Origin of the sequence: Polaromonas jejuensis NBRC 106434, from assembly GCF_001598235.1 — a bacterium.
GTDB lineage: Bacteria > Pseudomonadota > Gammaproteobacteria > Burkholderiales > Burkholderiaceae_C > Polaromonas > Polaromonas jejuensis.
On record NZ_BCYO01000013.1, the window covers coordinates 15,372 to 41,548 of the forward strand.

General features: G+C 62.2%; 27 protein-coding genes, 1 tRNA gene and 1 pseudogene. 18 read left to right on the forward strand and 11 right to left on the reverse strand.

Going from position 1 to position 26,177, the window contains the following annotated elements; all coding sequences use genetic code 11:
• Positions 1-243: 243 nt before the first annotated feature.
• From PJE01S_RS15065 to PJE01S_RS15085, 5 genes are all read left to right on the forward strand, one after another.
• Positions 244-1,542: a replication-associated recombination protein A gene (locus PJE01S_RS15065; RefSeq protein WP_068834545.1), complete on the forward strand. Its 1,299-nt coding sequence runs from the start codon at positions 244-246 to the stop codon at positions 1,540-1,542.
• Positions 1,543-1,800: 258 nt separating this feature from the next.
• On the forward strand, positions 1,801-2,730 hold the full coding sequence (locus PJE01S_RS15070) for a branched-chain amino acid ABC transporter permease (protein WP_068834461.1): 930 nt from the start codon (positions 1,801-1,803) through the stop codon (positions 2,728-2,730).
• Between the two features lie 39 nt (positions 2,731-2,769).
• Positions 2,770-3,855, forward strand: a complete 1,086-nt coding sequence (locus tag PJE01S_RS15075) for a branched-chain amino acid ABC transporter permease (RefSeq protein ID WP_068834462.1) — start codon at positions 2,770-2,772, stop codon at positions 3,853-3,855.
• A gap of 12 nt (positions 3,856-3,867) precedes the next feature.
• Positions 3,868-4,635, forward strand: coding sequence for an ABC transporter ATP-binding protein (locus tag PJE01S_RS15080; RefSeq protein ID WP_068834463.1), 768 nt, complete (start codon positions 3,868-3,870; stop codon positions 4,633-4,635).
• 52 nt (positions 4,636-4,687) lie between these two features.
• Positions 4,688-5,404 carry an ABC transporter ATP-binding protein gene (locus tag PJE01S_RS15085; protein WP_068834464.1) on the forward strand — a complete coding sequence of 239 codons (717 nt, stop codon included), beginning with the start codon at positions 4,688-4,690 and terminating at the stop codon, positions 5,402-5,404.
• 671 nt (positions 5,405-6,075) lie between these two features.
• On the opposite strand, the gene PJE01S_RS15090 is transcribed toward PJE01S_RS15085, so the two are convergent.
• Together PJE01S_RS15090 and PJE01S_RS15095 are read right to left on the reverse strand one after the other, a co-directional pair.
• Positions 6,076-7,068 (reverse strand): Bug family tripartite tricarboxylate transporter substrate binding protein, encoded by a 993-nt coding sequence (locus PJE01S_RS15090; protein WP_068834546.1) that lies wholly within the window; start codon positions 7,066-7,068, stop codon positions 6,076-6,078.
• Between the two features lie 152 nt (positions 7,069-7,220).
• Positions 7,221-8,261 carry a CDP-6-deoxy-delta-3,4-glucoseen reductase gene (locus PJE01S_RS15095; RefSeq protein WP_068834465.1) on the reverse strand — a complete coding sequence of 347 codons (1,041 nt, stop codon included), beginning with the start codon at positions 8,259-8,261 and terminating at the stop codon, positions 7,221-7,223.
• Between the two features lie 85 nt (positions 8,262-8,346).
• Between PJE01S_RS15095 and PJE01S_RS15100 the strand changes: the two genes are divergently transcribed.
• Complete coding sequence (locus tag PJE01S_RS15100) at positions 8,347-9,273, forward strand: NAD-dependent epimerase/dehydratase family protein (protein WP_068834547.1); 927 nt, start codon at positions 8,347-8,349, stop codon at positions 9,271-9,273.
• Between the two features lie 100 nt (positions 9,274-9,373).
• Here PJE01S_RS15100 and PJE01S_RS15105 read toward each other — a convergent pair whose 3' ends face one another.
• Positions 9,374-10,321: a S1C family serine protease gene (locus PJE01S_RS15105; RefSeq protein WP_245660795.1), complete on the reverse strand. Its 948-nt coding sequence runs from the start codon at positions 10,319-10,321 to the stop codon at positions 9,374-9,376.
• Positions 10,322-10,626: 305 nt separating this feature from the next.
• Positions 10,627-11,523 carry a methylglyoxal synthase gene (locus PJE01S_RS15110; RefSeq protein WP_157090345.1) on the reverse strand — a complete coding sequence of 299 codons (897 nt, stop codon included), beginning with the start codon at positions 11,521-11,523 and terminating at the stop codon, positions 10,627-10,629.
• Positions 11,524-11,569: 46 nt separating this feature from the next.
• Between PJE01S_RS15110 and PJE01S_RS25760 the strand changes: the two genes are divergently transcribed.
• On the forward strand, positions 11,570-11,764 hold the full coding sequence (locus PJE01S_RS25760; RefSeq protein WP_157090346.1) for a hypothetical protein: 195 nt from the start codon (positions 11,570-11,572) through the stop codon (positions 11,762-11,764).
• 170 nt (positions 11,765-11,934) lie between these two features.
• Here PJE01S_RS25760 and PJE01S_RS15115 read toward each other — a convergent pair whose 3' ends face one another.
• The gene (locus PJE01S_RS15115; protein WP_068834467.1) at positions 11,935-13,128 is read right to left on the reverse strand and encodes an RtcB family protein; all 1,194 of its coding nucleotides are present in this window, start codon (positions 13,126-13,128) and stop codon (positions 11,935-11,937) included.
• A gap of 164 nt (positions 13,129-13,292) precedes the next feature.
• Here PJE01S_RS15115 and PJE01S_RS15120 point away from each other — a divergent pair, with 164 nt between their 5' ends.
• Entirely contained in the window at positions 13,293-13,532 is a 240-nt protein-coding gene (locus PJE01S_RS15120) for a DUF1488 family protein (RefSeq protein WP_068834468.1), read from the forward strand.
• Between the two features lie 97 nt (positions 13,533-13,629).
• Here PJE01S_RS15120 and PJE01S_RS25980 read toward each other — a convergent pair whose 3' ends face one another.
• Positions 13,630-14,193 carry a DNA cytosine methyltransferase gene (locus tag PJE01S_RS25980; protein WP_068834469.1) on the reverse strand — a complete coding sequence of 188 codons (564 nt, stop codon included), beginning with the start codon at positions 14,191-14,193 and terminating at the stop codon, positions 13,630-13,632.
• Positions 14,130-14,636: a DNA cytosine methyltransferase gene (locus tag PJE01S_RS25985; RefSeq protein WP_068834470.1), complete on the reverse strand. Its 507-nt coding sequence runs from the start codon at positions 14,634-14,636 to the stop codon at positions 14,130-14,132. The genes PJE01S_RS25980 and PJE01S_RS25985 overlap by 64 nt, the downstream gene beginning before the upstream one ends.
• 76 nt (positions 14,637-14,712) lie before the next feature.
• Here PJE01S_RS25985 and PJE01S_RS15135 point away from each other — a divergent pair, with 76 nt between their 5' ends.
• The gene (locus PJE01S_RS15135) at positions 14,713-14,934 is read left to right on the forward strand and encodes a hypothetical protein (RefSeq protein WP_068834471.1); all 222 of its coding nucleotides are present in this window, start codon (positions 14,713-14,715) and stop codon (positions 14,932-14,934) included.
• A gap of 12 nt (positions 14,935-14,946) precedes the next feature.
• Here PJE01S_RS15135 and ssb read toward each other — a convergent pair.
• Positions 14,947-15,191: pseudogene (gene ssb / locus PJE01S_RS24550) on the reverse strand (single-stranded DNA-binding protein); the annotation flags it as partial.
• Positions 15,192-15,267: 76 nt separating this feature from the next.
• Between ssb and PJE01S_RS15145 the strand changes: the two are divergent.
• Together PJE01S_RS15145 and PJE01S_RS15150 are read left to right on the forward strand one after the other, a co-directional pair.
• Positions 15,268-15,486, forward strand: coding sequence for a hypothetical protein (locus PJE01S_RS15145; RefSeq protein ID WP_068834473.1), 219 nt, complete (start codon positions 15,268-15,270; stop codon positions 15,484-15,486).
• A gap of 187 nt (positions 15,487-15,673) precedes the next feature.
• Positions 15,674-16,069, forward strand: coding sequence for a tautomerase family protein (locus PJE01S_RS15150; RefSeq protein WP_068834474.1), 396 nt, complete (start codon positions 15,674-15,676; stop codon positions 16,067-16,069).
• A 237-nt stretch (positions 16,070-16,306) separates the two neighbouring features.
• Here PJE01S_RS15150 and PJE01S_RS15155 read toward each other — a convergent pair.
• Positions 16,307-16,391 (reverse strand) — tRNA-Leu (locus PJE01S_RS15155).
• A 39-nt stretch (positions 16,392-16,430) separates the two neighbouring features.
• On the opposite strand from PJE01S_RS15155, the gene cysM reads away from it, so the two are divergent.
• The 3 genes from cysM to PJE01S_RS15170 all read left to right on the forward strand — a co-directional run bounded on the left by cysM (position 16,431) and on the right by PJE01S_RS15170 (position 18,266).
• Complete coding sequence (gene cysM / locus PJE01S_RS15160) at positions 16,431-17,333, forward strand: cysteine synthase CysM (protein WP_068834475.1); 903 nt, start codon at positions 16,431-16,433, stop codon at positions 17,331-17,333.
• Positions 17,334-17,433: 100 nt separating this feature from the next.
• Positions 17,434-17,967 (forward strand): NUDIX hydrolase, encoded by a 534-nt coding sequence (locus PJE01S_RS15165; protein ID WP_068834476.1) that lies wholly within the window; start codon positions 17,434-17,436, stop codon positions 17,965-17,967.
• A gap of 71 nt (positions 17,968-18,038) precedes the next feature.
• Positions 18,039-18,266, forward strand: coding sequence for a sulfurtransferase TusA family protein (locus PJE01S_RS15170; protein ID WP_068834477.1), 228 nt, complete (start codon positions 18,039-18,041; stop codon positions 18,264-18,266).
• A 55-nt stretch (positions 18,267-18,321) separates the two neighbouring features.
• On the opposite strand, the gene galU is transcribed toward PJE01S_RS15170, so the two are convergent.
• Together galU and PJE01S_RS15180 are read right to left on the reverse strand one after the other, a co-directional pair.
• Positions 18,322-19,218, reverse strand: coding sequence for a UTP--glucose-1-phosphate uridylyltransferase GalU (gene galU / locus PJE01S_RS15175; protein ID WP_068834478.1), 897 nt, complete (start codon positions 19,216-19,218; stop codon positions 18,322-18,324).
• Positions 19,219-19,260: 42 nt separating this feature from the next.
• Positions 19,261-22,167 carry a valine--tRNA ligase gene (locus PJE01S_RS15180; protein WP_245660796.1) on the reverse strand — a complete coding sequence of 969 codons (2,907 nt, stop codon included), beginning with the start codon at positions 22,165-22,167 and terminating at the stop codon, positions 19,261-19,263.
• Positions 22,168-22,800: 633 nt separating this feature from the next.
• On the opposite strand from PJE01S_RS15180, the gene PJE01S_RS15185 reads away from it, so the two are divergent.
• The 4 genes from PJE01S_RS15185 (at position 22,801) to yaaA (ending at position 26,165) form a co-directional block, all read left to right on the forward strand.
• On the forward strand, positions 22,801-23,223 hold the full coding sequence (locus PJE01S_RS15185; RefSeq protein WP_068834479.1) for a rubrerythrin family protein: 423 nt from the start codon (positions 22,801-22,803) through the stop codon (positions 23,221-23,223).
• Positions 23,224-23,327: 104 nt separating this feature from the next.
• The gene (locus PJE01S_RS15190; RefSeq protein ID WP_068834480.1) at positions 23,328-24,677 is read left to right on the forward strand and encodes a (Fe-S)-binding protein; all 1,350 of its coding nucleotides are present in this window, start codon (positions 23,328-23,330) and stop codon (positions 24,675-24,677) included.
• A gap of 23 nt (positions 24,678-24,700) precedes the next feature.
• Positions 24,701-25,291 (forward strand): DUF3501 family protein, encoded by a 591-nt coding sequence (locus PJE01S_RS15195; protein ID WP_068834550.1) that lies wholly within the window; start codon positions 24,701-24,703, stop codon positions 25,289-25,291.
• A gap of 97 nt (positions 25,292-25,388) precedes the next feature.
• A complete protein-coding gene (yaaA, locus tag PJE01S_RS15200) occupies positions 25,389-26,165 on the forward strand; it encodes a peroxide stress protein YaaA (protein WP_068834481.1) in 777 nt (258 codons plus the stop codon).
• Positions 26,166-26,177 lie beyond the last annotated feature (12 nt).

Sequence of the window (26,177 nt, forward strand, 5' to 3'; positions counted from 1 at the left end):
GATTGCTCTTGCTGGCGATGCGGGCGGGGCTGGTTTTGCAGGCCTGCCGCTGGCAAGGTCCGGCAGACCTCAAACTCTTCCGGCCACCTCGAACCCGTGTCCGATAAACTTGATGACGATGCATAGTACCGCTACCCCTTCAGGCCATCAAGCCGGTCGCCGCCCGGGCGCAGCGTCCATGATGGACGCCCCGGTTTTCCACCCCCGTCCGCTGGCCGCATGACGGCGCAGCGCAAGCAGACCATGGCGACCTCCGCAACCCACCAGCCCCTGGCCGAGCGCCTGCGCCCTCAAAACCTCGGTGAAGTCATAGGCCAGCAGCATTTGCTGGGCGAGGGCATGCCGCTGCGCATTGCGTTTGAGTCCGGCCAGCCGCACAGCTGCATTCTCTGGGGCCCGCCCGGCGTCGGAAAAACCACCATCGCCCGGCTGATGGCCAGCAGTTTCGACGCGCATTTCATCACCATTTCGGCGGTGCTGGGCGGCGTCAAGGACATTCGCGAAGCGGTCGAGCAGGCGAGCATCTGGCAAGCGCAGGGCGGCCGGCGCACCATCGTGTTTGTCGACGAGGTGCACCGCTTCAACAAAAGCCAGCAGGACGCCTTCTTGCCGCATGTGGAAAGCGGCCTGTTCACCTTTATCGGGGCCACCACCGAAAACCCCTCGTTCGAGGTGAATTCAGCCTTGCTGTCACGCGCCGTGGTCTATGTGCTACAGCCTCTTGGCGAGACCGATCTCAAGCAAATCGTCGCCAGGGTCCTTGAGGAACGGGCGCTGCCAGCTATTGAAACCATAGCGGATGAGGCGGCCGATCGCCTCATAGCCTACGCCGACGGCGACGCCCGGCGCCTGCTCAATACGCTGGAGTCGCTCAGCGTGGCGGCGAGGGCCGAGAAGGTCACCGGCGTGAGCGACGCCTGGCTGCTCAAGGTGCTGGGCGAGCGCCTGCGCCGCTACGACAAGGGCGGCGAGCAGTTTTACGACACCATTTCGGCGCTGCACAAATCCGTGCGCGGCTCCGACCCCGACGCTGCACTCTACTGGTTCATGCGCATGCTCGACGGTGGTGCCGAACCGCGCTACATGGCGCGCCGCCTGGTCCGCATGGCCAGCGAAGATATCGGCCTGGCGGACCCGCGGGCGTTGCGGCTGGCGCTCGACGCGGCCGAGGTCTATGAACGGCTGGGCTCGCCGGAGGGCGAGCTGGCGCTGGCCCAGTGCGTGGTTTACCTGGCGGTGGCGCCCAAGTCCAATGCCGTGTACAAGGCCTTCAATGAGGCCAAGGCCTTCATCAGGCAAGACGGCACGCGCCCGGTGCCGCTGCATCTGCGCAATGCGCCCACGCGGCTCATGAAGGAGCTGGACTACGGCAAGAACTACCGCTACGCCCACGACGAGGAAGACGGCTTCGCCGCCGGTGAAAATTATTTTCCCGACGGCATGGCGGCGCCCGGCTTTTACCGGCCCGTCAACCGGGGCCTGGAGATCCGGATTGCCGATAAATTGAACGAGCTGAAACTAAAGAACAATCAGAAAAACTGATGTGGCGCCAAACCCTCTGATAAACCCTGGTGCGCTCAAAAAAATAAATACTCTCAAGGGTAAACCCCGCAAAAACGGCCCTCTTGGCCCGATTCTCGCTAGAGCCCCGTGGCTACAATTTGTGAATTAGCTCGCCACCCAACCCAGTCACCTGGTTTTGATAGGCGGGCTTTTTGTTAGCTCATGCGTCCTCGTGGTGATCCCAGGGGTTCGCGGTACGAGCTGGATTGGCGATCTCAATCAAACGGGAGAGTGAGAATGGAAGTATTCCTTCAGCAGATCATCAATGGTCTGGTCGTGGGCAGCATGTATGCCCTGATTGCCCTGGGTTACACCATGGTGTACGGCATCATCAACCTCATCAATTTTGCGCATGGCGAGGTCCTGATGGTGGGCGCACTCACCAGCTGGACCATCATCCGCTGGATGCAGGAAGCCATGCCGGGAACACCGGGCTGGCTGATCTTGCTGATCTCGCTGCTGATCGCCTTCGTGGTGTGCGGGGCACTGAATTTCACCATCGAAAAAATTGCCTACCGGCCGCTGCGCAACTCGCCCAAGCTGGCGCCGCTGATCACCGCCATCGGCATGTCGCTGCTGCTGCAGACGCTGGCCATGATCATCTGGAAGCCCAACTACAAGCCCTATCCCACGCTGCTGCCCAGCGAGCCCTTCCAGTTCGGCGGTGCCGTGATCACCGTGACGCAGCTGTTCATCCTGGGCGCCACCGCGGTGTCGCTGTCGGTGCTGATGTGGCTGGTGCACTACACCCGGCTGGGCCGGGCCATGCGGGCCACCGCCGAAAACCCGCGCGTGGCCGCGCTGATGGGGGTGCACCCGGATACGGTGATTTCGGCCACCTTCATCATTGGCGCCATCCTGGCCGCGCTGGCCGGTGTCATGTACGCCTCCAACTACGGCACGGTCCAGCACACCATGGGCTTTTTGCCCGGTCTCAAGGCCTTTACCGCCGCCGTGTTTGGCGGCATCGGCAATCTGGGCGGGGCGGTGCTGGGCGGCATTTTGCTGGGGCTGATCGAATCCATTGGTGCGGGCTACATCGGCCCGCTGACGGGCGGCGTGCTGGGCAGCCAGTACTCGGATATTTTTGCCTTTATCGTGCTGATTTTTATCCTGACGCTGCGGCCCTCAGGCTTGCTGGGTGAACGGGTCGCGGACCGGGCTTGAGCCCGCGCTATCCAAGCCGAACCACAAGGAGAAATTCTGATGAAATCCAACAAACTGGTGATTTTTCTGATTGCCGCGGTGGCACTGCTGGTGCTGCCGCTGATTCTGCAGCAGGGCGGCAACGCCTGGGTCCGCATTGTCGACATGACGCTGCTGTATGTGCTGCTGGCCCTGGGGCTCAATATTGTGGTCGGCTTTGCCGGCCTGCTGGACCTCGGCTACGTGGCCTTTTTTGCGGTCGGTGCCTATATGTTTGCGCTGCTCGGCTCGCCGCATCTGGCGGAGGCCTTTCCGGCGATTGCCGCCGCCTTCCCCAGCGGCCTGCACCTGCCGATCTGGGCCACCATTCCGGCGGCGGCCGCGCTCGCGGGTTTCTTTGGCGTCCTCCTGGGCGCGCCCACGCTCAAGCTGCGTGGTGACTACCTGGCCATCGTGACGCTGGGTTTTGGCGAAATCATCCGGGTGTTCCTGAACAACCTGGACCGCCCCCTCAACCTGACCAATGGGCCCAAAGGCATCAACCAGATCGACTCCATGAAGTTTTTTGGTTTCGATCTGGGCAAGACGCATGATCTTTTCGGCTTCCAGGTCAACTCGGTGTCCATGTATTACTACCTTTTTCTGGTGCTGGTCATGTTTTCGGTGCTCATTTGCCACCGGCTGGAAAATTCGCGCATAGGCCGCGCCTGGATGGCTATTCGCGAAGACGAGATTGCCGCCAAGGCCATGGGCATCAACACCCGCAACATGAAGCTGCTGGCCTTCGCGATGGGCGCCACGTTTGGCGGCGTGTCGGGTTCGATGTTTGCCGCCTTCCAGGGCTTTGTCTCGCCGGAGTCCTTCAGCCTGATGGAGTCGATCATGATGGTGGCCATGGTGGTGCTGGGCGGCATCGGTTATTTGCCCGGCGTGATTCTGGGGGCCTTGCTGCTGGCCTCGCTGCCAGAAATACTGCGCCATGTGGCCGGGCCGCTGCAGGCCATGACCGAGGGCCGGCTGGATTCCGCCATCCTGCGCCAGCTGCTGATTGCGCTGGCCATGATTGTCATCATGCTGATGCGCCCGCGCGGTCTCTGGCCCTCGCCGGAGCACGGCAAGTCGCCGTCCAAACCGGCCAAAGCGTAAGGAGATTGCGACATGAGTGAAACCATTCTTAAAGTTGCCGGTGTTTCCAAGCGCTTTGGCGGGCTGCAGGCCCTCAGCGATGTCGGCATCCATATCGAGCGCGGTCAGGTCTACGGCCTGATTGGCCCCAACGGCGCCGGAAAAACCACCTTCTTCAATGTGCTGACCGGTCTGTACAAGCCGGACAGCGGCACCTTCGAGCTGGCCGGCAAGCCCTACACGCCCACGGCGGTGCACGAGGTGGCCAAGGCCGGCATTGCCCGCACCTTTCAGAACATCCGCCTGTTTCCCGAGATGACGGCCCTGGAGAACGTGATGGTTGGCCGCCACAGCCGCACCAAATCCGGCCTCTTGGGCGCGGTCTTTCGCACGCCGGGCTTCAAGCAGGAAGAGGCCGCCATTGCCAAGCGTTCCCGGGAGTTGCTGGAGTACGTGGGCATCAGCAAGTACGCCGACTTCAAGGCGCGCACGCTGAGCTACGGCGACCAGCGGCGTCTGGAGATCGCCCGCGCGCTGGCCACCGATCCGCAGCTGATTGCGCTGGACGAGCCGGCCGCCGGCATGAACGCCACCGAAAAAGTGCATCTGCGCGAGCTGATCGACCAGATCCGCAAGGACAACCGCACCATCTTGCTGATTGAGCACGACGTGAAGCTGGTCATGGGCCTGTGCGACCGGGTCACGGTGCTCGATTACGGCAAGCAGATCGCCGAAGGCGCGCCCGCCGAGGTGCAGAAAAACGAAAAAGTGATCACCGCCTATCTGGGCACGGGTCATTGAGCCTTAAACAGTTGGGGACAGAGCTAAAGATCAGTCCCGCAAGGAAATAAATATGGCAAACACTCTTCTTAAAGTGACCGGCCTCAAAGTGGCTTATGGCGGCATCCAGGCGGTCAAGGGCGTTGACCTTGAAGTCAACGATGGCGAGCTGGTGACGCTGATCGGCTCCAACGGTGCCGGCAAGACCACCACCATGAAGGCCATCACCGGCACGCAGCCCATGCTGGATGGCGACATCGAATACATGGGAAAAAGCATACGCGGCCGGGGTGCCTGGGATATGGTCAAAGAGGGCCTGGCCATGGTGCCCGAGGGCCGCGGCGTGTTCGCCCGCATGAGCATCACCGAGAACCTGCAGATGGGCGCCTACATCCGCAACGACAAGGCCGAAATCGCCGCCGACATCGAGAAGATGTTCGAGCTGTTCCCGCGGCTGCGCGAGCGCAAGGACCAGCTGGCCGGTACCCTGTCGGGCGGCGAGCAGCAGATGCTGGCCATGGGCCGTGCGCTGATGAGCCGGCCCAAGGTGCTGCTGCTCGATGAGCCCTCCATGGGCCTGTCGCCCATCATGGTGGACAAGATTTTCGAGGTGGTGCGCGACGTGTCCGCGCGCGGCGTGACCATTTTGCTGGTCGAGCAGAACGCCAGCCGCGCGCTCGGCATTGCCAACCGGGGCTATGTCATGGAGTCGGGCAACATCTCCATGAGTGGGGATGCGAAAGCGCTGCTCAATGATCCTCGGGTCAGGGCGGCCTATCTGGGCGAATAATCTAAGCCTTTTGGTGCTCCGGCCCTTGTGAAGCGGGCGTAGGAAGCTACTGAATTGATAGCGGGTGCTCTTCACTACCAGGCCGGGACTCGCCCCGGCAGGCGAGGCACTTTACTTTTGCTTCGCCAAAAGAAAGTACCCAAAGAAAAGGCGACCCGCAGTCTGGGCCGCTTCGCGGTTCCTTGCGCTGCTCGGAGGGGACGGAAATTTCAGAAACTTGTCTGCTGCGCAGCCTTCGGACATCTGAAATTTTTAATCCGTCCCCTCCTGCGCTGCTCAGCCCAGCCAGGACGGGTTGGGGAAAAGAAATCGGAATCGGGGAGCAGAACGCGCAAAGCGCGTTCTGCGGAGCGTGGCTGTTGGTATTTGTTTCCCCACCCCCTTCTGTATGCGCTGAGGAGCGCAGGGCCAGACGGATCAGGGCTCGTGCTTGTTTGAGCCGCAGGCGAGTTTGCACGAGACCCCGGCTGGACCGAGCACCACAGGGTGCCCGTAGCGCAGCGAAGGGTCGCAGACAGCAGGGTCGCCTTTCTTTTCGTTAGGTTTGGTGTTCAAAAAGTAACTCGCCCGCCGGGGCGAGACCCGGCTTGGCAGCAAAGGGAAATAGCTATCAATTCAGTAGCTGCCTGCGCCCATACTACCTGGGCTAGAGCACTAAAACGCTTGAAAACTCAATCCACCCGAGCCCCGGAAGCCTTCACCACTTTTTCATACTTGCGCAACTCGCTTTTCATGAAGGCGCCAAACTGTTCCGGGCTGCTGCCCACCGGCTCGGCCATCAGCGTGGCAAAGCGGGCTCTGGTTTCAGGCGCTTGCAAGGCGGCGATGTAGGCCTGGCTGAGCTTGGCAAGCACGTCCTTGGGCGTGCCTGCGGGGGCCACCAGTCCCCACCAGGTGTCGATCTCAAAGCCCTTGAGGGTTTCGGCCACGGCGGGTACCTCGGGCAGCATGGCGCTGCGCCTGGCGGTGGTCACGGCCAGCGCCTTGAGCTTGCCGGCCTTGATGTTGGCCGAGGCGGTGGCGAGGTTGTCAAAGTTGAAGTCAACCTGGCCGGCCAGCAACGCGAGCTGCGCCGGGTTGCCGCCGTTGTAGGGAATGTGCAGCGCATAGATGCCGGCCTGTGACTTGAACATCTCGCCGGCCAGGTGGCCCGCGCTGCCATTGCCGCCGCTGGCGTAGTTGAGCTTGCCGGGATGGGCCTTGGCGTACTGGATGAGGTCGGCCAGGGTGTTGATGTGCAGGCGTTGGGCCGTTTCGGCATTCATCACCAGCACATTGGGTACGCGCACCATTTGCGTGATGGGCGCAAAGTCGGTGGCCGCGTTATAGGGCATCTTGCTGAAGAGCCAAGGGTTGATGGCATGCGTGGCCACGGCCGCGATGCCAATGGTCAGCCCGTCGGGGGCGGCCTTGGCAATCGCGTCCACGCCGATGTTGCCGCCGGCGCCGGGGCGGTTTTCGATGATCACGGTGCCCAGTGAATCCTTGACGCGTTCGGCCATCAGGCGGGCGGTCGCATCAATCGGGCCGCCGGATGCATAGGGCACGATGATGCGCATGACCTTGGGCTGGGCCTGCGCCAGCGTGGCGGAAAAGCCCAGGGTGGCGATGGAAATGAGCGCCAGGATTTTGGCGAGGAAAGGCAGAAGGTGTCGGGTGTTCATGCTCATATTGTTACAAGGATTCGGCAAGCTCACCCCGAGGCCTGCCGGTACAGGGGACGACGGCTTTTTGAGACTCAAGTAAAAAAGCGCCTGCAGCCCTCAAGCCGCAAGCGCTTTCAGCTATCAATTTGATAGTTTCTTCGGTCCTTGCCTCAGACCGCCTGGGCCTTGTCGGCCTCGGTGGTGAATGGGTCGGAGAAAAATTCTTCGGCCGGCAAGCCGGCCACTGCGCTGTATTCGCTGCGGGCCGATTCCACCACAATCGGCGCGCCGCAGGCATAAACCTGGTGGCCAGAGAGATCGGGAAAGTCCTCCAGCACCGACTTATGGACAAAGCCGGTGCGGCCGGTCCACAGGTCTTCGGGCAGGGCGTTGGAGATCACCGGCACGTAGCGCAGGTTGGGCATCTCGGCGACCTTGGCCAGCATCCAGTCGTTCATGTACAGGTCGGCCGGCCGGCGGCCGCCCCAGTACAGCACGGCGGGGCGCGTGATGCCCTTGTGCTGCATGTGCTCGATCAGCGCCTTGATGGGGGCAAAGCCGGTGCCGGAAGCCAGCAGCACCAGGGGCTTGTCGCTGTCCTCGCGCAGGAAGAAGCTGCCGTAAGGCCCTTCGATGCGCAGGATTTCCTTTTCCTTCATCGCACCAAACACATGCTCGGTGAATTTGCCGCCCGGCATGTGGCGAATGTGCAGTTCCACGCCGGGGTTGTCGGCCTGGGTGTGCGGTGCGTTGCCCATGGAGTAGGCGCGGCGGGCGCCGTCGCGCAGCAAAAACTCCACGTACTGGCCGGCGTGGTACTTGAAGGTGTCGCTGGCCGGCAGCTGCAGGCGGATCACCATCACGTCGTGCGAGCTGCGCGCCATGGCGCTCACGCGCACCGGCATTTTCTTGATCGGGTAGGCGCTCTCGTCGGTCACCTGGCGTGATTCGATGACCACGTCGCTGTGCGCCACGGCGCAGCAGGTCAGGATGAAGCCGTTGGCCTCTTCCTCGGGCGACAGGGCCTTGACCTGGTGCGTGCCATGAGTCACCGTACCTTCAAGTTTCCTGCATTTGCAGGAACCGCAGGCGCCGTCCTTGCAGCCGTAAGGCAGGCCAATGCCCTGGCGAATGGCCGCCGCCAGCAGGTGCTCCTCGGCATTGGCGGTAAAAGCCCGGCCGCTGGGCTGCACGGTCACGTTGAAGCTCATATTTTCTGTATCCTTGGCAAGTTCTGTGGCGTGATCTGTCACGATCTCTCATTTGGCCTGGCTGATTGTCCAGCAAACCCTAATTTTGCCCTCAAACCTAAATCCCCTTGGTGCGCTGCCTTCGCGCTTTCGCCGGCAGCGTGTGTTGATCGTCGGCTGCGGCGATGTCGGCCTGCGCGTGGCGCGGCAGCTGCCTTCGCGTGTCAGGCGGCTGGCCCTGACCTCGTCCGCAGAGCGCGTGCCGGCGCTGCGTGCGCTGGGCATCACGCCCTTGCTCGGCAATCTGGATGAGCACGCCAGCTTGCGCCGGCTCGCCGGCCTGGCCACCCGCGTGGTGCATCTGGCGCCGCCACCCGGCGACAACCCGGACTGGCGCAGCGATCCGCGCACGCTGGCCCTGCTGCGCATCCTGCGTTTGCGCCGCCTGCCGCAGTCGCTGGTGTACGGCTCGACCAGCGGGGTTTACGGCGACTGCGGGGGCGCGCGTGTGAGCGAAACGCGGCCCGTGAATCCGCGCACGCCGCGCTCGCAGCGCCGTGTGCATGCCGAGGACCATCTGCGCCTGTTCGGTCGCGCCACCGGCACGCCGGTGCACATCCTGCGCATTCCGGGCATTTATGCACCCGACCGCGAAGGCGGCACGCCGCGCGCGCGCCTGCTCAAGGGCACGTCGGTGCTGCGCCCCGAAGACGACGTCTACACCAGCCACATCCATGCCGACGACCTGGCGCGCGCCTGCCTGGCGGCCCTGTGGCGCGGCAAGCCGCAACGCGTGACCAACGCCTGTGACGACACCCGGCTGCTGATGGGCGATTACTTTGACCTGGCGGCTGACCTTTATCGGCTGCCAAGGCCGCCGCGCGTGGCGCGCGACACCGCGCAACAGCAGTTGCCGCTGATGCTGCTGAGCTTCATGAGCGAGTCGCGGCAGCTGGACAACCAGCGCCTGAAAAAAGAGCTGAAGCTGGTGCTGCGCTACCCGACGGTGGTGCAGGGTTTGGCGAATCAGTGAACCTGTGACGCAGTCAAAATGCTATAAAAACAGGAGCTTATTACGTCCACCAGAAAAGGGATGCGGCTAAATTTAACTCCGAAGGAGTCGGCTTCAAGTCTTAGATGCCGGACGGCTTTTTCAGTGTCAGCATGCGGTCTTGCGCCTTGAACACAATGGTCTTGATGTCGGCACCGTGCAGCACCGTGAGCTTGATTTCGGCATCGGGCGCGGACCGGTCCCACAGCTTTTTGTAAAACTCTTCCAGCGTGGTGACTTTGGTGTCGTCCACGGCCAGCACCACATCACCCGTTTGCAGCCCGGCCAACTGCGCCGGGCTGTCCTTGTTGACGCGCATGATCTGGATGCGACCGTCCTGGTCGTTCGAGATCAGACCCAGCCAGGGCCGGTGGCTTTTCAGGCTGGTGCCCGACTGTTGCAGTTCGGCGAGGATGGGGCGCAGCAAATCCACCGGCACAAACATATTGCCCGGCAAGTGGCGGTTTTCCCCGGTCACATCCGATACCAGCAGCGAGCCGATGCCCATCAGCTCGCCCTTCTGGTTGAACAGCGGCGCGCCGCTGTGGTTGCCGCCGCTGGCCACGATGGGCGGGCTGGTGAACAGGGCCGTCTCGATGTGGTACTCCCAATAGCCTGAAAATGCGCGCTTGCTGATCAGCCAGGTCATGTGGACATCGCCATCGTCGTCGGCTTGCGGACCGGTGACGGCCATCAGCAGCTCACCGGGCTTCAGGTCCGCGCTGTTGCCCAGCGTGACGCCGCTCATGCCGCGCAGCGGCAGCAAAGGCCGCAGCAGCCCGAAACCGGTCGCCTGGTCGTAGGCCACGGCACGCGCCGGCAGGGTTTTGTTGTCTTGCGTGAAGATTTCAACCTGCTCGGCCTCCAGCATCAGATAGCCAATGGTCAGGATCAGGCCGTCCTGACCGATCAGCACCCCCGAGCCGCTGCGCCGCTGACCCAGGGTTTCGGCAGACCGCGCGTCCTCAGCCACCGTGACCTTGATGCCGACGACCGCCGCGCTGGCTTTGGCCAGTGCGTCGATCATCATCTGCGGGGTCGCTGGCTGAACGGTGGCCGCGTGAGTGGTCGCGACACACAGCATTGACACCAAAAAAAGGAGGTAGAGCCAATGACGGAATGATCGCATGACGGACTCCCGAACCGGTGAAAAGCCGCTATTCAAGAATGCGCTCAATTGAATGCCGTTGCAAGTGCCAGGGCCAAAAAATCCCGCTTGAGGAGGGCAATCCATCCCTGCATGATTGATCCGGTATGCGCAGGCATGAAGGGGCGCAAGGCGTGCCTCCGGGCATGGGTCCGCATGACCCGCCCGACGACGTCCCCGGAGCGCCGTTACGCCGGCCGCAAGCCCAGCGCCTGCGCCCAGCGATGCGCCATCATCGGCGAGTTGAAGCAGGTGGTTTCCACGCCGGCACTGCAGACTGCGCGCTCCAGCAACTGGATGTCGGCCTCGTGCTGGCGCGCCACATGCGGGTCTTCGAAAAAAATGACCTTGTGGCAGCGGTGGTCCAGCACCAGTTCGGCGATTTGCGCATCGCCGCCCAGCGGTCCGCTCAGGTAGGGCCGAACCCAGTTCTGGTCTTTGGGCCAGCCGCGCGCCCACGCCATGTCATTGAGCCGGCTGCCCGTGGTGCCGGTCGCCACGCGGCCGGCAAAGCGCGAGAGCAGCTCGAAATGCGTGGCCGCGAAATCGACCATGCGATCCTTCAGGGCGTCGTGGGCGATCAGCGCGACCGTCTGTGTCTGCAGCGCGAAGAGCCGTTCAGCGCCATCGACGCCGACGCCGCCCAGGCCCGCGTGCGCCAGTTCAACCGCAATCCATTCGATGGCGCCCGCCGCCGTGGACACAAAGGGTTTGCCGTGCGTCACGCATTGCCGCTTGAGGGCCAGCGCCTCCGGGTAGATCGAGGACGGATCGACCGGATCGGTCAGGTAGATCACGCCGTCCAGTGCATCCTTGGGGTCGGCAGCGCCCGCCACATGCGACACCAGCCGCATCAGGCCACCTTCATAGCCGAAGGGATAACGCACCAGGGGCGCGTAGCCGGCCAGCCGGCCCGAACCTGCCAGCGCGTCGTAAGTTCCGCCGACCGCGTGCAGGCCCAGACCCAGCGCGCGGATGGCCGGCTCGCAGGCCGCTATCCAGCGGGCCAGGCCGCTGTCAGCCTGGCGGTGGCGCCGATGCGCGACCAGGCCGAAACGTAGGGGATGGGGTGATGGCAATGGCATCGGTGGTGACTTTCAGGCGGTCCGAAGCAAAAAAAGCCGTCTCCGGTTGAGCGGCGACGGCTTTTGGTATTTGGTGCCCGGGGCCGGAATCGAACGACTGGCATTGACGCGGCTCATGGGCATTTTGCGGGATATTTTGCGGGATGAATCTTGTTCCGGCTTCGACGGCGGCAGCTTGAATTTCCGCCGCCGTCGAGGCCTTGACGACATTATCGCCTGCACTTTTTACGCTGCTGGTTGAGCCAGTTTTGCACATCATCCCGGGCCCGGCGCTTGAGTCGGGTGGACAGCGCCAGCACCTCAGACACCTAGCGGGGCTCGATGTTCACCATGCGGGCAATGTCAGCCCTGGTCATCAAGTCGTTCACAGTGCGCCTCCTTGCTGGGCGGTTTCAGATTTAGTGCCCATGGTCAACCCTTCACGCAAAGAACTTGCTTCAGGGTGTGGACGACCTCCACCAGATCGCGCTGGTTATCCATAACGGCATCAATGGATTTGTAGGCACCAGGGATTTCGTCAATGACATCTTTGTCCTTGCGGCATTCAACGCCGACCGTTTGCGCCACGAGGTCCGACAGACTGAATCGCTTGCGGGCTTCGGTCCGGCTCATGGCGCGCCCGGCCCCGTGGCTGCAAGAGCAGTACGACTCAAGGTTGCCTTTGCCGCGAACGATGAAGCTGCGTTGGCCCATCGAGCCTGGGATGATTCCCAAGTCGCCTTCGCGCGCGCGGATGGCCCCCTTGCGCGTGACCCAGAGGTCCTGCCCGAAGTGGTTTTCCCGGGCCACATAGTTGTGATGGCAGTTGATCGCCTCTTGGGTGACTTCGAATGGGGTGTGGAGGCGCTTGCGCAGCGCTTTCAGTATGAGTTCCATCATCACAGCGCGGTTTTCCAGTGCGTAGGTTTGCGCCCACTCAACAGCCCGTACATAGTCGTCAAAAGTCTTTGAGCCTTCAGGCAGGTAGGCCAGGTCGTTATCAGGCAGCTTAATGTGCCAGCGTTCGCATTCCTCCTTGGCCTTTTCGATGAAGTAGCGCCCGATGGCATTGCCCGTGCCGCGGCTGCCTGAATGCAGCATGATCCAGACGTTCTGCGACTCGTCCAGGCAAATTTCAAGGAAGTGGTTTCCGCCGCCCAGCGTGCCCAGCTGGGTTTCCACGCTGGTATTTTTCGCCTTCAGCCCGGGAAAATCAGCGAATAGCGCCATCCACTGACGGTGCAGCGCATTGCGCTGCGACCAGTTGCTTTCGATAACTGAACTCTTCTGATGCGCTGAAAAACCCACTGGTACATCGTGCTCGATCTGGTCGCGCAGGGCCTTCAAAGAATCTGGGAGGTCTGTTGCTTTGAGCGACAGCCGAACCGCGTTCATGCCGCATCCAATGTCAACGCCAACGGCGGCCGGGATGATGGCCCTGTGCGCCGCGATGACGCTGCCCACTGTCGCGCCAATTCCTGCATGCACATCCGGCATCACGGCCACGCCGTTCTTTGACAGGAAGGGCAGCCGCGCGAGGTTCTTGAGCTGAACGAGTGCCGAATTCTCGATGCTGTCGGTCCATGCTTTGATGGGGAATGCCCCAGGCTCTTTGATGACTTGCATGATTTCTCCTTGCTCAGTTCTGCCCGCACCCGTTCGATCCACAAGTAAGGTTGCCAGTTCGCCTGCTTGTCGAAGGCGTCCCATCACAGCCGCAATCGTCCCGGTGATGGTCAAGCTCGTGCTGCAGCCCTGAGCGTATGCGGCTTTCAACTGGTGGGAAAATCATGCCAAGCGCTGAATTTCTTGACACATACGACGTGGTCCAGTTTTCGATCTACCCCGGAGGCGAACGGCTGATCTGCTGGATTAGCCTTGAGGCCCTTGAGGCCCCGTTTGGCGCGACACGGGAATCGGCGGTGGAGACGCTGTTGGCCAACCTGGACCGGATCGCGCCCATTGCCGAAGAGGTCTACCGTGCCACATCCCCTGGCGACGGTATTCTGGTGACGAACGCACATTTCTGAAGTCATACTGTGGCTTTCAAGCGAAGGAGACGGCAATGGCGACAAGTCGGGAAGAATTTCAAAAGGCGACCGAGGCGTGGCTCGCAGCAACCGAGGACTACAACCGAACATGGCAGGAGATGCTGGTCGGGACAACTCGGCCGGATGCCATGGTTTTGGCAGAGAAAGGCGCAAAACTGGCCGGGCTGCTTGCGGCATTGACCGCTGCGTCGGTCGGATTCGTTTCCTGGGGCCCATAATCCGGGCGTCGCTCCAGGCCAGAAGGCCATTCATCCTTGGCCCGCTCGGGCAGGCGATAGCTGTCGGGGAAGCCCATGGCGCGACGGCATTCAGGAACGCTCGGCATGCGCATGCGGTTGCTAGCGATGACGGCCCAGCAGTCGCGCGTGGTGATGGTGCCGACAGGGCGATCCAGGCTGCGTCCGCCCGCCTCGTTGCCGTAGTAGGCGGTGACAAAGCGTGGGCCGTGGGCGGCACGCCCCGAGCTGATGCGGGACAGGGTTGATATGGCCCGGCCCGGCTTGTTGATGACTGGCCAGCGGCCGGCATCAAAGTCGATGATCTGACCGCTCCCTACATGCAGGCGTGCCGGAAGGCTCAGCTCGACCGGATGCTTTGAACGCGTACCAACAATGAACAGCCGGCGGCGGTGCTGGGCCACGCCATGGTCGGCAGAGCATCCAGCACCATGGGCGCCAGCGCATAGCCCAGCGCATCCATGGCGGCGCACCATGCCGGGTAGAGCGCACACTTCGCGAACTCAGGGACGTTTTCCACCAGCAACGAGGCGGGGCGATGGCATTCTGCTGCCGACACGACGGCCCACGCTGTCGCGCGCATGGCGTCGTGGTGCGGGCGTTCCTTGCCCTTGGCGCGGCTGTGGCCCTGGCAGGCTGGGGAGGCCATCAGCAGATCGTGGGCTGGCACGCTGGTCCAGTCGGCTTGCTGCAGGTCCTGGCAGGCGTGCACCCTGGCTGGATGGTTGTCGGCATGGACGGCCACCGCGGCGGGCCAGTGGTTGGCTGCCCACACCACCTCGCAGCCAGCCATCACGGCGCCAGTGCTGAAGCCGCCAGCGCCAGCAAACAAGTCGATTGCTTTCATGTTGTCCTCGGAAATAAGAAACCCGCCAGGAGGGCGGGTTGGGCTGCGGATAATCGGGATTTACAAAGAAACCGACATGGAACTAGAAAAACCAGAACCGATTGAGGAATTCGTCCCAGGCGTGGCAAACGGCCGGAACTACATGGCCAAGCTGTGCCATTACCCAGATGGGCCTTGGTACATCGAAGTTGTTCACGTCGAGTCGCTGCCACCGCTAAACGACAGCGACAGGACCTGGCCAACCCGCGATGAGGCCGCTCAGGCCGCAGATCAGCTGGTGGCCGCCCTGGCTCACTGATCTGGCGTCTTTTTAGAACGGAATGTCGTCATCCATGTCGTCAAAGCCTGACGATGGGCGCGGCGCTGGCGCTGGGCGTGCTGCCGGTGCGGCTGCGCTGCGCTGGGGCCGTCATCGCCGCCCGACTGCCGGTTGCCGAGCATCTGCATCTGGTCGGCGCGAATTTCGGTGCTGTACTTTTCAACGCCGCTCTGGTCGGTCCATTTGCGCGTGCGCAGGCTGACTTCAATGTAGACCTGCGAGCCCTTGCGCAGGTACCCGGCTGATCAATTGGTGGCAACGGCTACTGGTTGAGTCGCGTGCCTGCGGGTCATTTCGGTCATACTTTGCGCTATGGAAGACGGGTCGGAACACCACGCGAGCGCCGTCTGGGCGCAGCAGTTCGCAGATGCGTACTGCGAGCTCGTCCAGGGCGAGGCAGACGAGCACAACCTGCTCGAATTGGCTTACGAACTGTGGCCGACGCAGGGCCATCGGGACGCTGCCGAAGTGGCCAACGAAGAGTTTTTGAAGCTGGGTGCTGCGCCGAACAGGCCGACAGCTGCCGGTTAAACCGCGTGCTTGCGTACATGTATAGTGACGCAACTTTATGGCAGCAAACAGTTATTTCGAATTCGGCATGCCGTGTTATCCGGCAGCCTGCCATGTTATTCCGCGCTTTTGCGGGATATACCAAAGTTAGAGCGCACGACACCGGTCTCCGTACCGTTGCGGTCGCCACTTGAGCCAGAATCCCCAGATGCCAAGCACCACCATCGAGGTTCGAAGAGAGTACACGCCGGCCGACGAGGCTGCGCTGATGGAAGCGGTCCACGCCGCCTTGGTAGAAGCGTTCCGCGTTTCTCCCGTCCATCGAAACGTCACGCTCACGGTCCATAAGCCTTCAAGATTCCTGGGGCGGCTCGATTGCCCTGATCCAGAGCGGCTTACGAACATCAGCATCTTCGTCCTACCGGGCCGCTCCGTCGATGCCAAGCGTCGCCTATATCAAGGCATTGTGAAAGGGCTCGAACCCCTTGGGATTCCGCCGCAGTGCGTCCTCGTTCGGCTTCATGAACTTCCTCCGGAGAACATCGGCGTTCGCGGGGGGCAGGCGGTCTGCGACATTGATCTGGGCTATCCCGTAGATGTCTAGAGTGCGCTCTAACCCCTCCTATATGGACTCCCCCTCAACAGCCAGAAGCTGACCGATAGTTTGGCTGTTGGGTAAGCGCCTGCAGGCCGCAGGGGCCAGCTTCCAGGCGGATAACTGTCCATCAGGGCGATTCCAGCACGCCGATAGTGCTGGCCGTAATTGCCTTTGCGGCAAATCCCCTAAATTCTTTGCGGCAAAAGTTGCCTCATTCGCTTAAAAATCATAGCAAGAAAGCTATGGTGCCCGGGGCCGGAATCGAACCGGCACGCCTTGCGGCGGGGGATTTTGAGTCCCCTGCGTCTACCAATTTCACCACCCGGGCAATAAAAGCGAAGAACGAAATTATGGCACAGTGTGGCGTATGAATTACCCAACCATTGAAGACGCGATCGGCAAAACGCCACTGGTCGCCTTGCAACGCATTTACGCCAGCGAAAACGCCGCCCGCGGCAACGTCGTTCTGGGCAAGCTCGAAGGCAACAACCCGGCCGGTTCCGTGAAGGACCGCCCCGCGCTGTCCATGATCCGGCGCGCCGAAGAGCGCGGCGACATCAAGCCGGGCGACACGCTGATTGAAGCCACCTCGGGCAACACCGGCATTGCGCTGGCCATGGCCGCCGCCATCAAGGGTTACCGCATGATCCTGATCATGCCGGAGGACCTGAGCATAGAGCGCGCCCAGACCATGAAGGCTTATGGCGCCGAGCTGATACTGACGCCCAAGAGCGCCGGCATCGAGCATTCGCGCGACCTGGCCGAGCGCATGCAGCAGGAGGGCAAGGGCCGGGTGCTCGACCAGTTTGCCAACTCCGACAATCCGCGTGTTCATTACGAAGCAACCGGGCCGGAAATATGGAGCGATACGGCCGGAAAAATCACGCATTTTGTCAGTGCCATGGGCACCACGGGCACGATTACCGGCGTGTCGCGCTACCTGAAGGAAAAGAATACGGCCATCAAGGTCATAGGTGCGCAACCCAGCGAGGGTTCGCGCATTCCGGGCATCCGCAAATGGCCGCAGGAATATTTGCCAAAAATTTATGACCCGCGCTATGTCGACGAACTGGTGCTGGTCAGCCAGGGCGATGCCGAGGACATGTGCCGCCGCATGGCGCGTGAGGAAGGCATTTTTGCCGGCATTTCCTCGGCCGGGGCCTGCTGGGTGGCGCAGGAAATTGCCAGGACGGTGAAAGACGCAGTGATTGTTTTCATCGTCTGCGACCGCGGCGACCGCTACCTGTCCACCGGCGTCTTTCCGGCCTGAGTTTTCTCCGGTTCACAATCAAAACCGCATGCGGCCCTTGTTGAACGGGCGCATGCAGCTATAAAAAGCATAGTGAATCGCTGACCTTTTCGCACCACCCATGAGCCACGACTACAGGTTTTGCCCGAGCTGCGCGACGCCATTGGCCATGGTGTCGCAGATGGAGGATGGCGGCGAGAAGTCGCGTCTGCGCTGTCCCGCCTGCCACTACACGCACTGGAACAATCCCACCCCCGTGCTGGCCGCTGTTATTGAATACCACGGACAGGTCCTGCTGGCGCGCAACGCTGCATGGGCGGGCCGGATGTTTGCGCTGATCACCGGTTTCATGGAGGCGGGCGAAACCCCGCTGGGCGGCATTGCGCGCGAAATCAAGGAGGAAACCAATCTGGACACCCAGGCGCTGGCGCTGATCGGCGTATACGATTTCCAGCGCATGAACCAGGTGATCATTGCCTACCACGCGGTCTGCACGGGCGAGGTCCGGCTCTCGCCCGAACTGCTGGAGTACCAGCTCTACGACCTTGACGCTGTCAAATGCTGGCCGGCAGGCACCGGGTATGCGCTGGCGGACTGGTTGCGCTCGCGCGGCCATGCGCCGCAGTTTGTAGAGTGGGGCAAAAAGGCCGAATAACCACGGCGGGAAGCGTGTCGGCACGGCCGGCATCTTGCTTTGCTTAAAATGCCGGCATTCCAAGGATTTCCATGCACATCGACAAAGAACTAGACACCCGCGGCCTGAACTGCCCGTTGCCCATTCTGAAGGCCAAAAAGGCGCTGGCCGAAATGCTCAGCGGCCAGTTGCTGCGCGTGGTGTCCACCGACGCCGGTTCCACCCGCGACTTCCAGGCCTTTGCCAAGCAGACCGGCAATGAGCTGGTGGAGCAGCAGACGGTCGGCGACGACTTCATCCACGTGCTGAAACGGCGCTGAAGCCGAAGGGCGCGCCATTCGCCCGGCCGTGCTCGTTCGCCGCCGCCCGCCGGGTTTAGCCGAGCTGGAGCTGGCTCAGGTAGGCGCGGAAATGCTCGCCAACTTCGGGGTGTTGCAGCGCCAGTTCCACCGTGGCTTCCAGAAAACCTTCCTTGCTGCCGCAGTCGTAGCGCTTGCCCTGGTATTGCAGGGCGTAAACGCTTTCCTCGCCGAGCAGGCTTGAAATGCCGTCGGTGAGCTGAATCTCGCCGCCCACCCCCGTGGCTTGGCGGCGGATATGCTCAAAAATCGCCGGCGTGAGAATGTAGCGGCCGGCCACGCCCATGCGCGACGGCGCCACCTCCGGCGCAGGCTTTTCCACGATCTTGCGCACCTTCATCAGCCCTGGGTTGGCGGCTTGGGCCGCATCAACGGCCACGATGCCATAGCGGCGCGTCTGCGCCAGCGGCACTTCCTGCACGGCCAGCACCGACTGCTGAAGCTGCGCGAACTGCGCCGCCATTTGCGCCAGCACCGAGGGGCCGCCCGCCGGACCGACCATCAGGTCATCGGCCAGCAAGACGGCAAAGGGTTCATTGCCGACCAGATGTTCGGCGCACAGCACGGCATGGCCCAAACCCAGCGAGCGCGGCTGGCGCACAAAGGCAAAGTGCAGGTCATCCGGTTGAACGGAGCGCACCAGCGACAGCAGCGCATGTTTTTGCGCCATTTCCAACTCGTTTTCCAGCTCGTAAGCCGTGTCGAAGTGGTCTTCAATGGCCCGCTTGTTGCGCCCGGTCACGAAAATCATGTGGCGAATGCCGGCCGAGTAGGCCTCTTCCACGGCGTACTGGATCAGCGGCTTGTCCACGACGGGCAGCATTTCCTTGGGCTGGGCCTTGGTGGCGGGCAGAAAGCGTGTCCCCAGTCCGGCAACCGGGAAAACGGCTTTCTTAAGGGTGGTTTTTTGCATGGACTGTGTGGGAAAAAGGTCTATTTTTGAGCCACTGGCGGCTCAGGCCTGGTTCAGGCGCGCCAGCTGGTCGCGGATCTTCTCCAGCGTGGCCGTGAAGTCGACCAGGCGCTTGCGTTCCTGCTCCAGCACGGCGGGCGGCACCTTGGCCACAAAGGCTTCGTTGGCCAGCTTGGCATTGACCTTGACCAGCTCGCCTTCCAGGCGCGTGGCCTCCTTGCCCAGGCGCGCTTTTTCGGCGGCCACATCGATCTCCATGTGCAGGCAGACGCGGGCCTCGCCGACCACGGCCACGGGCGCGGCCTGCGCTGCGGCTGCCCAGGCGGCCTCGTCATTGAACACCTTGACTTCGCTGAGCTTGGCCAGTGCCTTGAGCACAGGGGCCACGCCCGTCATGAAGGCGCTGTCGCCAACCACAAACAGCGGCAGCCGCGTGGCCGGGGACACCTTCATTTCACCGCGCAGATTGCGGCAGGCATCCACCAGCGTCTTGAGCTTGGCCACATGCGCTTCGGCTTGCGGGTCGATCTTTTCGGGCTGGCTTTGCGGATACGGCGCGATGCCGATGAACTTGCCCGACTTGCCGGCAACCGGTGCCACTTTTTGCCAGAGCTCTTCGGTGATAAAGGGAATCAGCGGGTGCGCCAGGCGCAGCATGGCTTCCAACGTGCGGATCAGCGTGCGGCGCGTGGCGCGCTGTTGCGCATCGGTCCCCAGCTGGATTTGCACCTTGGCGATTTCCAGGTACCAGTCGCAGAACTCGTCCCAGACGAACTGGTAAATGCTGCCGGCCACATTGTCCAGGCGGTAGTCGGCAAAGCCCTTGGCCACGTCGGCTTCCACGCGCTGCAGGGTCGATGAAATCCAGCGGTCGGCCTGCGAGAAGTTCAGGTAGTTTTCAAATTCGCCGCCGGGCGCGCATTGCTCCTTGCTGTGCTCGGCGAGGCCGCAGTCCTGGCCTTCGCAGTTCATCAGGGTGAAGCGCGTGGCGTTCCACAGCTTGTTGCAGAAGTTGCGGTAGCCTTCGCAGCGCTTGCTGTCGAAGTTGATGCTGCGGCCCAGGCTGGCCAGCGAGGCAAAGGTAAAACGCAGCGCGTCGGCGCCATAGCCGGGGATGCCGGCCGGGAATTCTTTTTCGGTGTTCTTGCGCACCTGCGGCGCGGTTTCGGGCTTGCGCAGGCCTTGCGAGCGCTTGTCCAGCAGCGGGGCGAGTTCGATGCCGTCAATCAGATCCACAGGGTCCAGTACATTGCCCTCGGACTTGCTCATCTTCTTGCCGTGGGCGTCCTTCACCAGGCCGTGGATGTAGACGTGGTGGAAGGGCACCTGGCCGGTGAAGTGCGTGGTCATCATGATCATGCGGGCGACCCAGAAGAAGATGATGTCGTAGCCGGTGACCAGCACGCTGGAGGGCAGGAACAGGTCCAGCTCCCTGGTTTTCTCTGGCCAGCCCAGGGACGAGAAGGGCACCAGCGCCGAGGAGTACCAGGTGTCCAGCACGTCTTCGTCGCGGCGCAGGGTTTTGCCGGGCGCCTGGGCCTGGGCGGCGGCCTCGTCGGTGGCCACATAGACCTGGCCGTCTTCGTCGTACCAGGCCGGAATCTGGTGGCCCCACCAGAGCTGGCGCGAGATGCACCAGTCCTGGATGTTGCCCATCCACTGGTTGTAGGTGTTGACCCACTGCTCGGGCACGAACTTGACGGCGCCGCTCTCGACCGCGTCGATGGCTTTTTGCGCAATGGACTTGCCGGTCGGGTCCTGCTCGCTGACCTTGCTCATGGCGACAAACCACTGGTCGGTCAGCATGGGCTCGATGATTTGGCCGGTGCGCGCGCAGCGCGGCACCATGAGCTTGTGTTTCTTCACTTCCACCAGAAAGCCCTGCTCCTGCAGATCGGCCACCACCGACTTGCGGGCATCGAAGCGGTTCAGGCCGCGGTACTGCTCGGGCGCGTTGTCGTTGATCGCGGCATCCAGCGTCAGCACGCCGATGATGGGCAGATTGTGGCGCTGGCCCACGGCATAGTCGTTGGTGTCGTGCGCGGGCGTGACCTTGACCACGCCGGTGCCGAACGCCTTGTCCACATAGTCGTCGGCAATGATGGGGATGTTGCGGTCACACAGCGGCAGCACGACTTCCTTGCCGATCAGGTGCTGGTAGCGTTCGTCCTCGGGGTGCACCATCACGGCCACGTCGCCCAGCATGGTTTCGGGGCGGGTGGTGGCCACGGTCAGGGAGCCCGAGCCGTCGGCCAGCGGGTAGCGGATATGCCAGAGGAAGCCGTCTTCCTCTTCGCTCTCGACCTCCAGGTCGCTCACGGCGGACTTGAGGATGGGGTCCCAGTTGACCAGGCGCTTGCCGCGGTAAATCAGGCCCTGTTCATAGAGCTGCACAAAGGTGGCGGTGACGACCTTGGACATCTTCGGGTCCATGGTGAAGTACTCGTGCTTCCACGACACCGAGTCGCCCATGCGGCGCATCTGGCGCGTGATGGTGGAGCCGGACTCTTGCTTCCATTCCCATATCTTGGCGACGAAATTCTTGCGGCCCAGGTCATGGCGGCTTTTGCCTTCGCCCTGCAGCTTGCGTTCCACCACGATTTGCGTGGCAATGCCGGCGTGGTCGGTGCCGGGCACCCACAGCGTGTTGTCGCCCTTCATGCGGTGGTAGCGCGTCAGCGCGTCCATGATGGTCTGGTTGAAGGCATGGCCCATGTGCAGCGTGCCGGTCACGTTCGGCGGCGGCAGCTGGATGGCGAACGACTCCTTGCTGGCATCCAGCGTGGGCTCGTACTGGCCGCTTTGCTCCCAGGTGGGGCCCCAGTGCTTCTCGATGGCGGCCGGCTCGAACGACTTGGCCAGGCTGTCCAATCCCGGTGTGGGCGGTGACACCCTGGCGGTGCCAGCGGCGGCGGAAGGGGCGGGGGTAGGGATGGCGGCTTCAGTCATGGGGCAATGAAAAGCGGCATCGCAGGGATGCCGCCTTGGGTTGGATGGAACTGTGCTGATTTTATTCGACGCGCCATTCCTTGCCGGGGAGGGCGGCCACTCCTGCCAGCCCGGGCCTCGCCTTGGGCCGGGGCACGGCCAAGCGTCAGGCCGCGGCGCTGCCGGCGGCCATGGCTGCAGCCGGTTTTAATGAATGGTTTAGCCTTGTAGCCATTTCTGTATATGCGCAGTCCGCTATTGAATAGATAGCGAACCCAAGTCCCCGGTGCCCCGCAGCGGGCCAGACCGGCGGGGCTGGGGCAAGGTCAGCGCCAAATCCAGGGCCCTGTGGCGGCCGGCATCCAGTTGAGAATGATTGTTAATTGCCGTCCCCGCATAGCTTGTGGCAATTCTGCGCATTGATTCCGGCAACTGGACGCGTTGCGCCAACAGCGCTATGGTGATGCTGTCTTCGACCACCTTGCTCGAGGCTCCTGGTACGCCAACCCGAAAATATCGAAACATGAAAGCGCGTTTTCACACCCATGGCCGCGTTGCAAGCCTTGGGCGGGAATCCATCACTTTCATGGTGTTCCGCTACTTCCGGCTTGCAGTACCGGCGATTTAGCTCATCAACCTGTTAAGGAGATTTCCATGGCTGCTCTCAAAGGCTCCAGGACGGAAGAGAACCTGAAAGCCGCATTTGCCGGCGAATCACAGGCCAACCGCCGCTATTTGTATTTCGCCAACAAGGCTGACGTTGAAGGCCAGAACGATGTGTCAGCACTGTTCCGCTCGACTGCAGAAGGTGAAACCGGCCACGCGCACGGCCACCTGGAGTGGCTGGAACAGTGCGGCGACCCCGCCACCGGCATGCCCTTCGGTGCGACCCGCGACAACCTCAAATCTGCCATCGCAGGCGAAACCCACGAGTACACCGACATGTACCCCGGCATGGCCAAAACCGCCCGTGAAGAAGGCCACGACGAAGTGGCCGACTGGTTTGAAACCCTGGCCAAGGCGGAGCGATCACACGCGAACCGCTACACCAAGGCTTTGGCTGAGTTGGTGGATTAATGCCTTGCCCGCTACGCCGCGCACAGGCGTAGCGGCTTGCGAAAGGGCTTCTTGCAAGCCTTTTCGTGAGCCTTTTTGCAAACCCACAACTACAGAGACAAAGCATGGCCACAGAAGGCAATCTGCAAGCGCCAACCCGTCACCCGATCGACTGGAAAAACCCGGAGTTCTACAACGAGGACGCGACCCTGCATGAGATGGGGCGCATCTTCGACATTTGCCATGGCTGCCGGCGCTGCGTGAGCCTGTGCGGGACTTTCCCCACGCTGTTCGACCTGATCGATGAAAGCAAGACCGGCGAGGTTGATGGCGTCGACAAAAAAGATTACTGGAAAGTGGTGAACCAGTGCTATATGTGCGACCTCTGCTACATGACCAAATGCCCTTATGTGCCGCCGCATCCGTGGAACGTGGATTTCCCGCACACCATGCTGCGCGCCAAGGCCATCAAGTTCAAAAAGGGCGGCGTGGGCATGGGCGAACGGTTTTTGGCCTCCACCGATGTGCATGGCCAGTTCGCCGGCATTCCCATCGTGGTGCAGCTGGCCAATGCGGTCAACAAGACCAAACCGGCGCGCGCCGTGATGGAGAAAGTGCTGGGCGTGGACAAAAATGCCTGGCTGCCCGAGCTGGCGACGAGAAAGTTTCGTTCGGGTGCGCTGGAATCGCCGCCGCACCCGGTGAAAGACGGTGCCAAGACACCCGGCAAGGTGGTGATCTACGCCACCTGCTACATCAACTACAACGAGCCCGGCATAGGCCACGACCTGCTCAAGGTGCTGGACCACAACGAAGTGCCCTACGTGCTGGTCGAGAAAGAAAAATGCTGCGGCATGCCCAAGCTCGAACTCGGTGACCTGGACTCGGTGGACGCAGCCAGGGAGGCCAATATCCCGGTGCTGGCGAAGTATGCGAGAGACGGCTACGCCATCCTGAGCGCGGTGCCCAGTTGCACGCTGATGTTCAAGCAGGAGATCCCGCTGATGTATCCGAATGATGCCGAGGTGCAGCTGGTCAAGGAGCACATGTGGGACCCGTTTGAATACCTGATGGCGCGCAAGCGCGACGGCCTGCTGAAGACCGAATTCAGCACGCCGCTGGGCAAGATCAGCTACCAGATCCCTTGCCATGGCCGGGTGCAGAACATCGGCAAGAAGACCGAGGAAATGCTCAAGATGGTGCCCGGCACCAGCGTGCATACGCACGAGCGCTGCTCGGGCCATGCCGGCACCTTCGGCGTGAAAGTGCCCTATCACCAGCAGGCCATGAAAATCGGCAAGCCGCTGTTCAAGGCCATGGCCAGCCACAAGGACGGCGGCCTGCCCGATGTGGTCAGCAGCGATTGCCCGCTGGGCGGCCACCACATTGCCCAGGGCTTTGAAGTCAACCAACTGGGTGCGCCGCCACAGCAGCATCCGCTGACCTTGATACGCCGGGCCTACGGCCTGAAATGAACCCGCACGGGATGCAACAAGCCATGAAAATCACCGGAAAAATTACCGCCGACAGCCTGATGACGCTGGAGGCCTACAGCAAATACCGCAAGGAGAACAAGCTCGCCATCATGGCGCACCGCCAGCTGCGCAGCGTGCATCTGGGCGAGCACATCAACCTGCAGTTTGAGAGCGAGACCAGCATTCGCTACCAGATCCAGGAAATGCTGCGTCTCGAAAAAATCTTTGAGGCAGAGGGCATAGCGCAGGAAATCGAGGCCTATGCGCCGCTGGTGCCCGACGGCAGCAACTGGAAGGCCACCCTGCTGCTGGAGTACCCCGACGTCAACGAGCGCAAGCGTGAGCTGGCGCGCCTGATCGGGGTCGAAGACCGGGTGTTTGTGGAGGTCGAAGGCCACGCCCGCGTCTACGCGATTGCCGACGAAGACCTGGACCGCGAGAACGACGAGAAAACCTCGGCCGTGCACTTTGTGCGCTTTGAGCTCGACCCGGCCATGTGCGCGGCAGTCCGGGCCGGCGCCAACGTCAAGCTGGGCTGCGACCATGCCCACTATCCCGCGCATGTGATGATTCCGGCGGAAACGCTGGCCTCACTGGCCGGCGATCTGCGCTGATCCGGGCGTTTCCCAGGGTTTGCCGGCGGTGGGCTGGGCGCCGGGTGCGCCGCTGACGTAAAGTCAGGCCTTTGCTTTACCTCGACCACTCGACCTCATGCTGTTTTTACTCTCGCCCGCCAAAGCGCTGGACTACGACACCCCGCCGCACATTGACACGCACACCCAGCCGCTCTTCGCGCGCCAGTCCGCCGCCCTGATCGAGGTGCTCAAAACGAAGACGCCGCAGCAAATCAGCACTTTGATGAAGCTGTCGGATGCGCTGTCCGGCCTGAACGTGGCGCGCTACCAGGCCTGGTCGCCCAGATTCAGCGCCAAAAACTCCAGGCAGGCGGTGTTGGCCTTCAATGGCGACGTGTATGGCGGGCTGGACGCCAGGACCCTGAGCGATCAGCAACTGGCCTGGGCGCAAGACCATGTGTGCATTTTGAGCGGGCTTTACGGCGTGCTGCGCCCGCTCGACCGGATGCAGCCTTACCGGCTTGAAATGGGCACCTCGCTGGCCACCGAGCATGGCAAAAACCTCTACCAGTTCTGGGGTTCGCAAATTTCTGACTACCTCAATGAACGTGCCGCGGCCGGCACCTCGCCGGTGGTCGTCAACCTGGCCAGCGAAGAGTATTTCAGGGCGGTGGACCGCAAGGCGCTGAAACCCCGCGTGGTGAGCTGCGTGTTTGAAGAGTTCAAGGGCGGCAAGTACAAGATCATCAGCTTCAATGCCAAGCGCGCGCGCGGCCTGATGGTGCGCTACGCGATTGAAAAGAAACTGGTCACGGTCAAAAAACTGGAGGGCTTCGACGCCGAAGGCTACCGCTTTGAGCCTTCGGTGTCCGAGCCGGACCGCCTGGTGTTCCGGCGCAAGCAGGGCGCCTGAGGCCATTGAACC

Coding starts and splice junctions, on each gene's coding strand:
- PJE01S_RS15190 (WP_068834480.1), top strand. CDS start 23,328: ATGGCCACAGAAGGCAATCTGCAAGCGCCAACCCGTCACCCGATCGAC.
- PJE01S_RS15095 (WP_068834465.1), bottom strand. CDS start 8,261: ATGAGCTTCAACGTGACCGTGCAGCCCAGCGGCCGGGCTTTTACCGCC.
- yaaA (WP_068834481.1), top strand. CDS start 25,389: ATGCTGTTTTTACTCTCGCCCGCCAAAGCGCTGGACTACGACACCCCG.
- PJE01S_RS15185 (WP_068834479.1), top strand. CDS start 22,801: ATGGCTGCTCTCAAAGGCTCCAGGACGGAAGAGAACCTGAAAGCCGCA.
- PJE01S_RS15075 (WP_068834462.1), top strand. CDS start 2,770: ATGAAATCCAACAAACTGGTGATTTTTCTGATTGCCGCGGTGGCACTG.
- PJE01S_RS15120 (WP_068834468.1), top strand. CDS start 13,293: ATGCCAAGCGCTGAATTTCTTGACACATACGACGTGGTCCAGTTTTCG.
- PJE01S_RS15150 (WP_068834474.1), top strand. CDS start 15,674: ATGCCAAGCACCACCATCGAGGTTCGAAGAGAGTACACGCCGGCCGAC.
- cysM (WP_068834475.1), top strand. CDS start 16,431: ATGAATTACCCAACCATTGAAGACGCGATCGGCAAAACGCCACTGGTC.
- PJE01S_RS15165 (WP_068834476.1), top strand. CDS start 17,434: ATGAGCCACGACTACAGGTTTTGCCCGAGCTGCGCGACGCCATTGGCC.
- PJE01S_RS15105 (WP_245660795.1), bottom strand. CDS start 10,321: ATGATGATCGACGCACTGGCCAAAGCCAGCGCGGCGGTCGTCGGCATC.
- PJE01S_RS15090 (WP_068834546.1), bottom strand. CDS start 7,068: ATGAACACCCGACACCTTCTGCCTTTCCTCGCCAAAATCCTGGCGCTC.
- PJE01S_RS15135 (WP_068834471.1), top strand. CDS start 14,713: ATGGAACTAGAAAAACCAGAACCGATTGAGGAATTCGTCCCAGGCGTG.
- PJE01S_RS15110 (WP_157090345.1), bottom strand. CDS start 11,523: ATGCCATTGCCATCACCCCATCCCCTACGTTTCGGCCTGGTCGCGCAT.
- PJE01S_RS15085 (WP_068834464.1), top strand. CDS start 4,688: ATGGCAAACACTCTTCTTAAAGTGACCGGCCTCAAAGTGGCTTATGGC.
- PJE01S_RS25985 (WP_068834470.1), bottom strand. CDS start 14,636: ATGAAAGCAATCGACTTGTTTGCTGGCGCTGGCGGCTTCAGCACTGGC.
- PJE01S_RS15070 (WP_068834461.1), top strand. CDS start 1,801: ATGGAAGTATTCCTTCAGCAGATCATCAATGGTCTGGTCGTGGGCAGC.
- PJE01S_RS15170 (WP_068834477.1), top strand. CDS start 18,039: ATGCACATCGACAAAGAACTAGACACCCGCGGCCTGAACTGCCCGTTG.
- PJE01S_RS15195 (WP_068834550.1), top strand. CDS start 24,701: ATGAAAATCACCGGAAAAATTACCGCCGACAGCCTGATGACGCTGGAG.
- PJE01S_RS15065 (WP_068834545.1), top strand. CDS start 244: ATGGCGACCTCCGCAACCCACCAGCCCCTGGCCGAGCGCCTGCGCCCT.
- PJE01S_RS15145 (WP_068834473.1), top strand. CDS start 15,268: ATGGAAGACGGGTCGGAACACCACGCGAGCGCCGTCTGGGCGCAGCAG.
- galU (WP_068834478.1), bottom strand. CDS start 19,218: ATGCAAAAAACCACCCTTAAGAAAGCCGTTTTCCCGGTTGCCGGACTG.
- PJE01S_RS15080 (WP_068834463.1), top strand. CDS start 3,868: ATGAGTGAAACCATTCTTAAAGTTGCCGGTGTTTCCAAGCGCTTTGGC.
- PJE01S_RS15180 (WP_245660796.1), bottom strand. CDS start 22,167: ATGACTGAAGCCGCCATCCCTACCCCCGCCCCTTCCGCCGCCGCTGGC.
- PJE01S_RS15115 (WP_068834467.1), bottom strand. CDS start 13,128: ATGCAAGTCATCAAAGAGCCTGGGGCATTCCCCATCAAAGCATGGACC.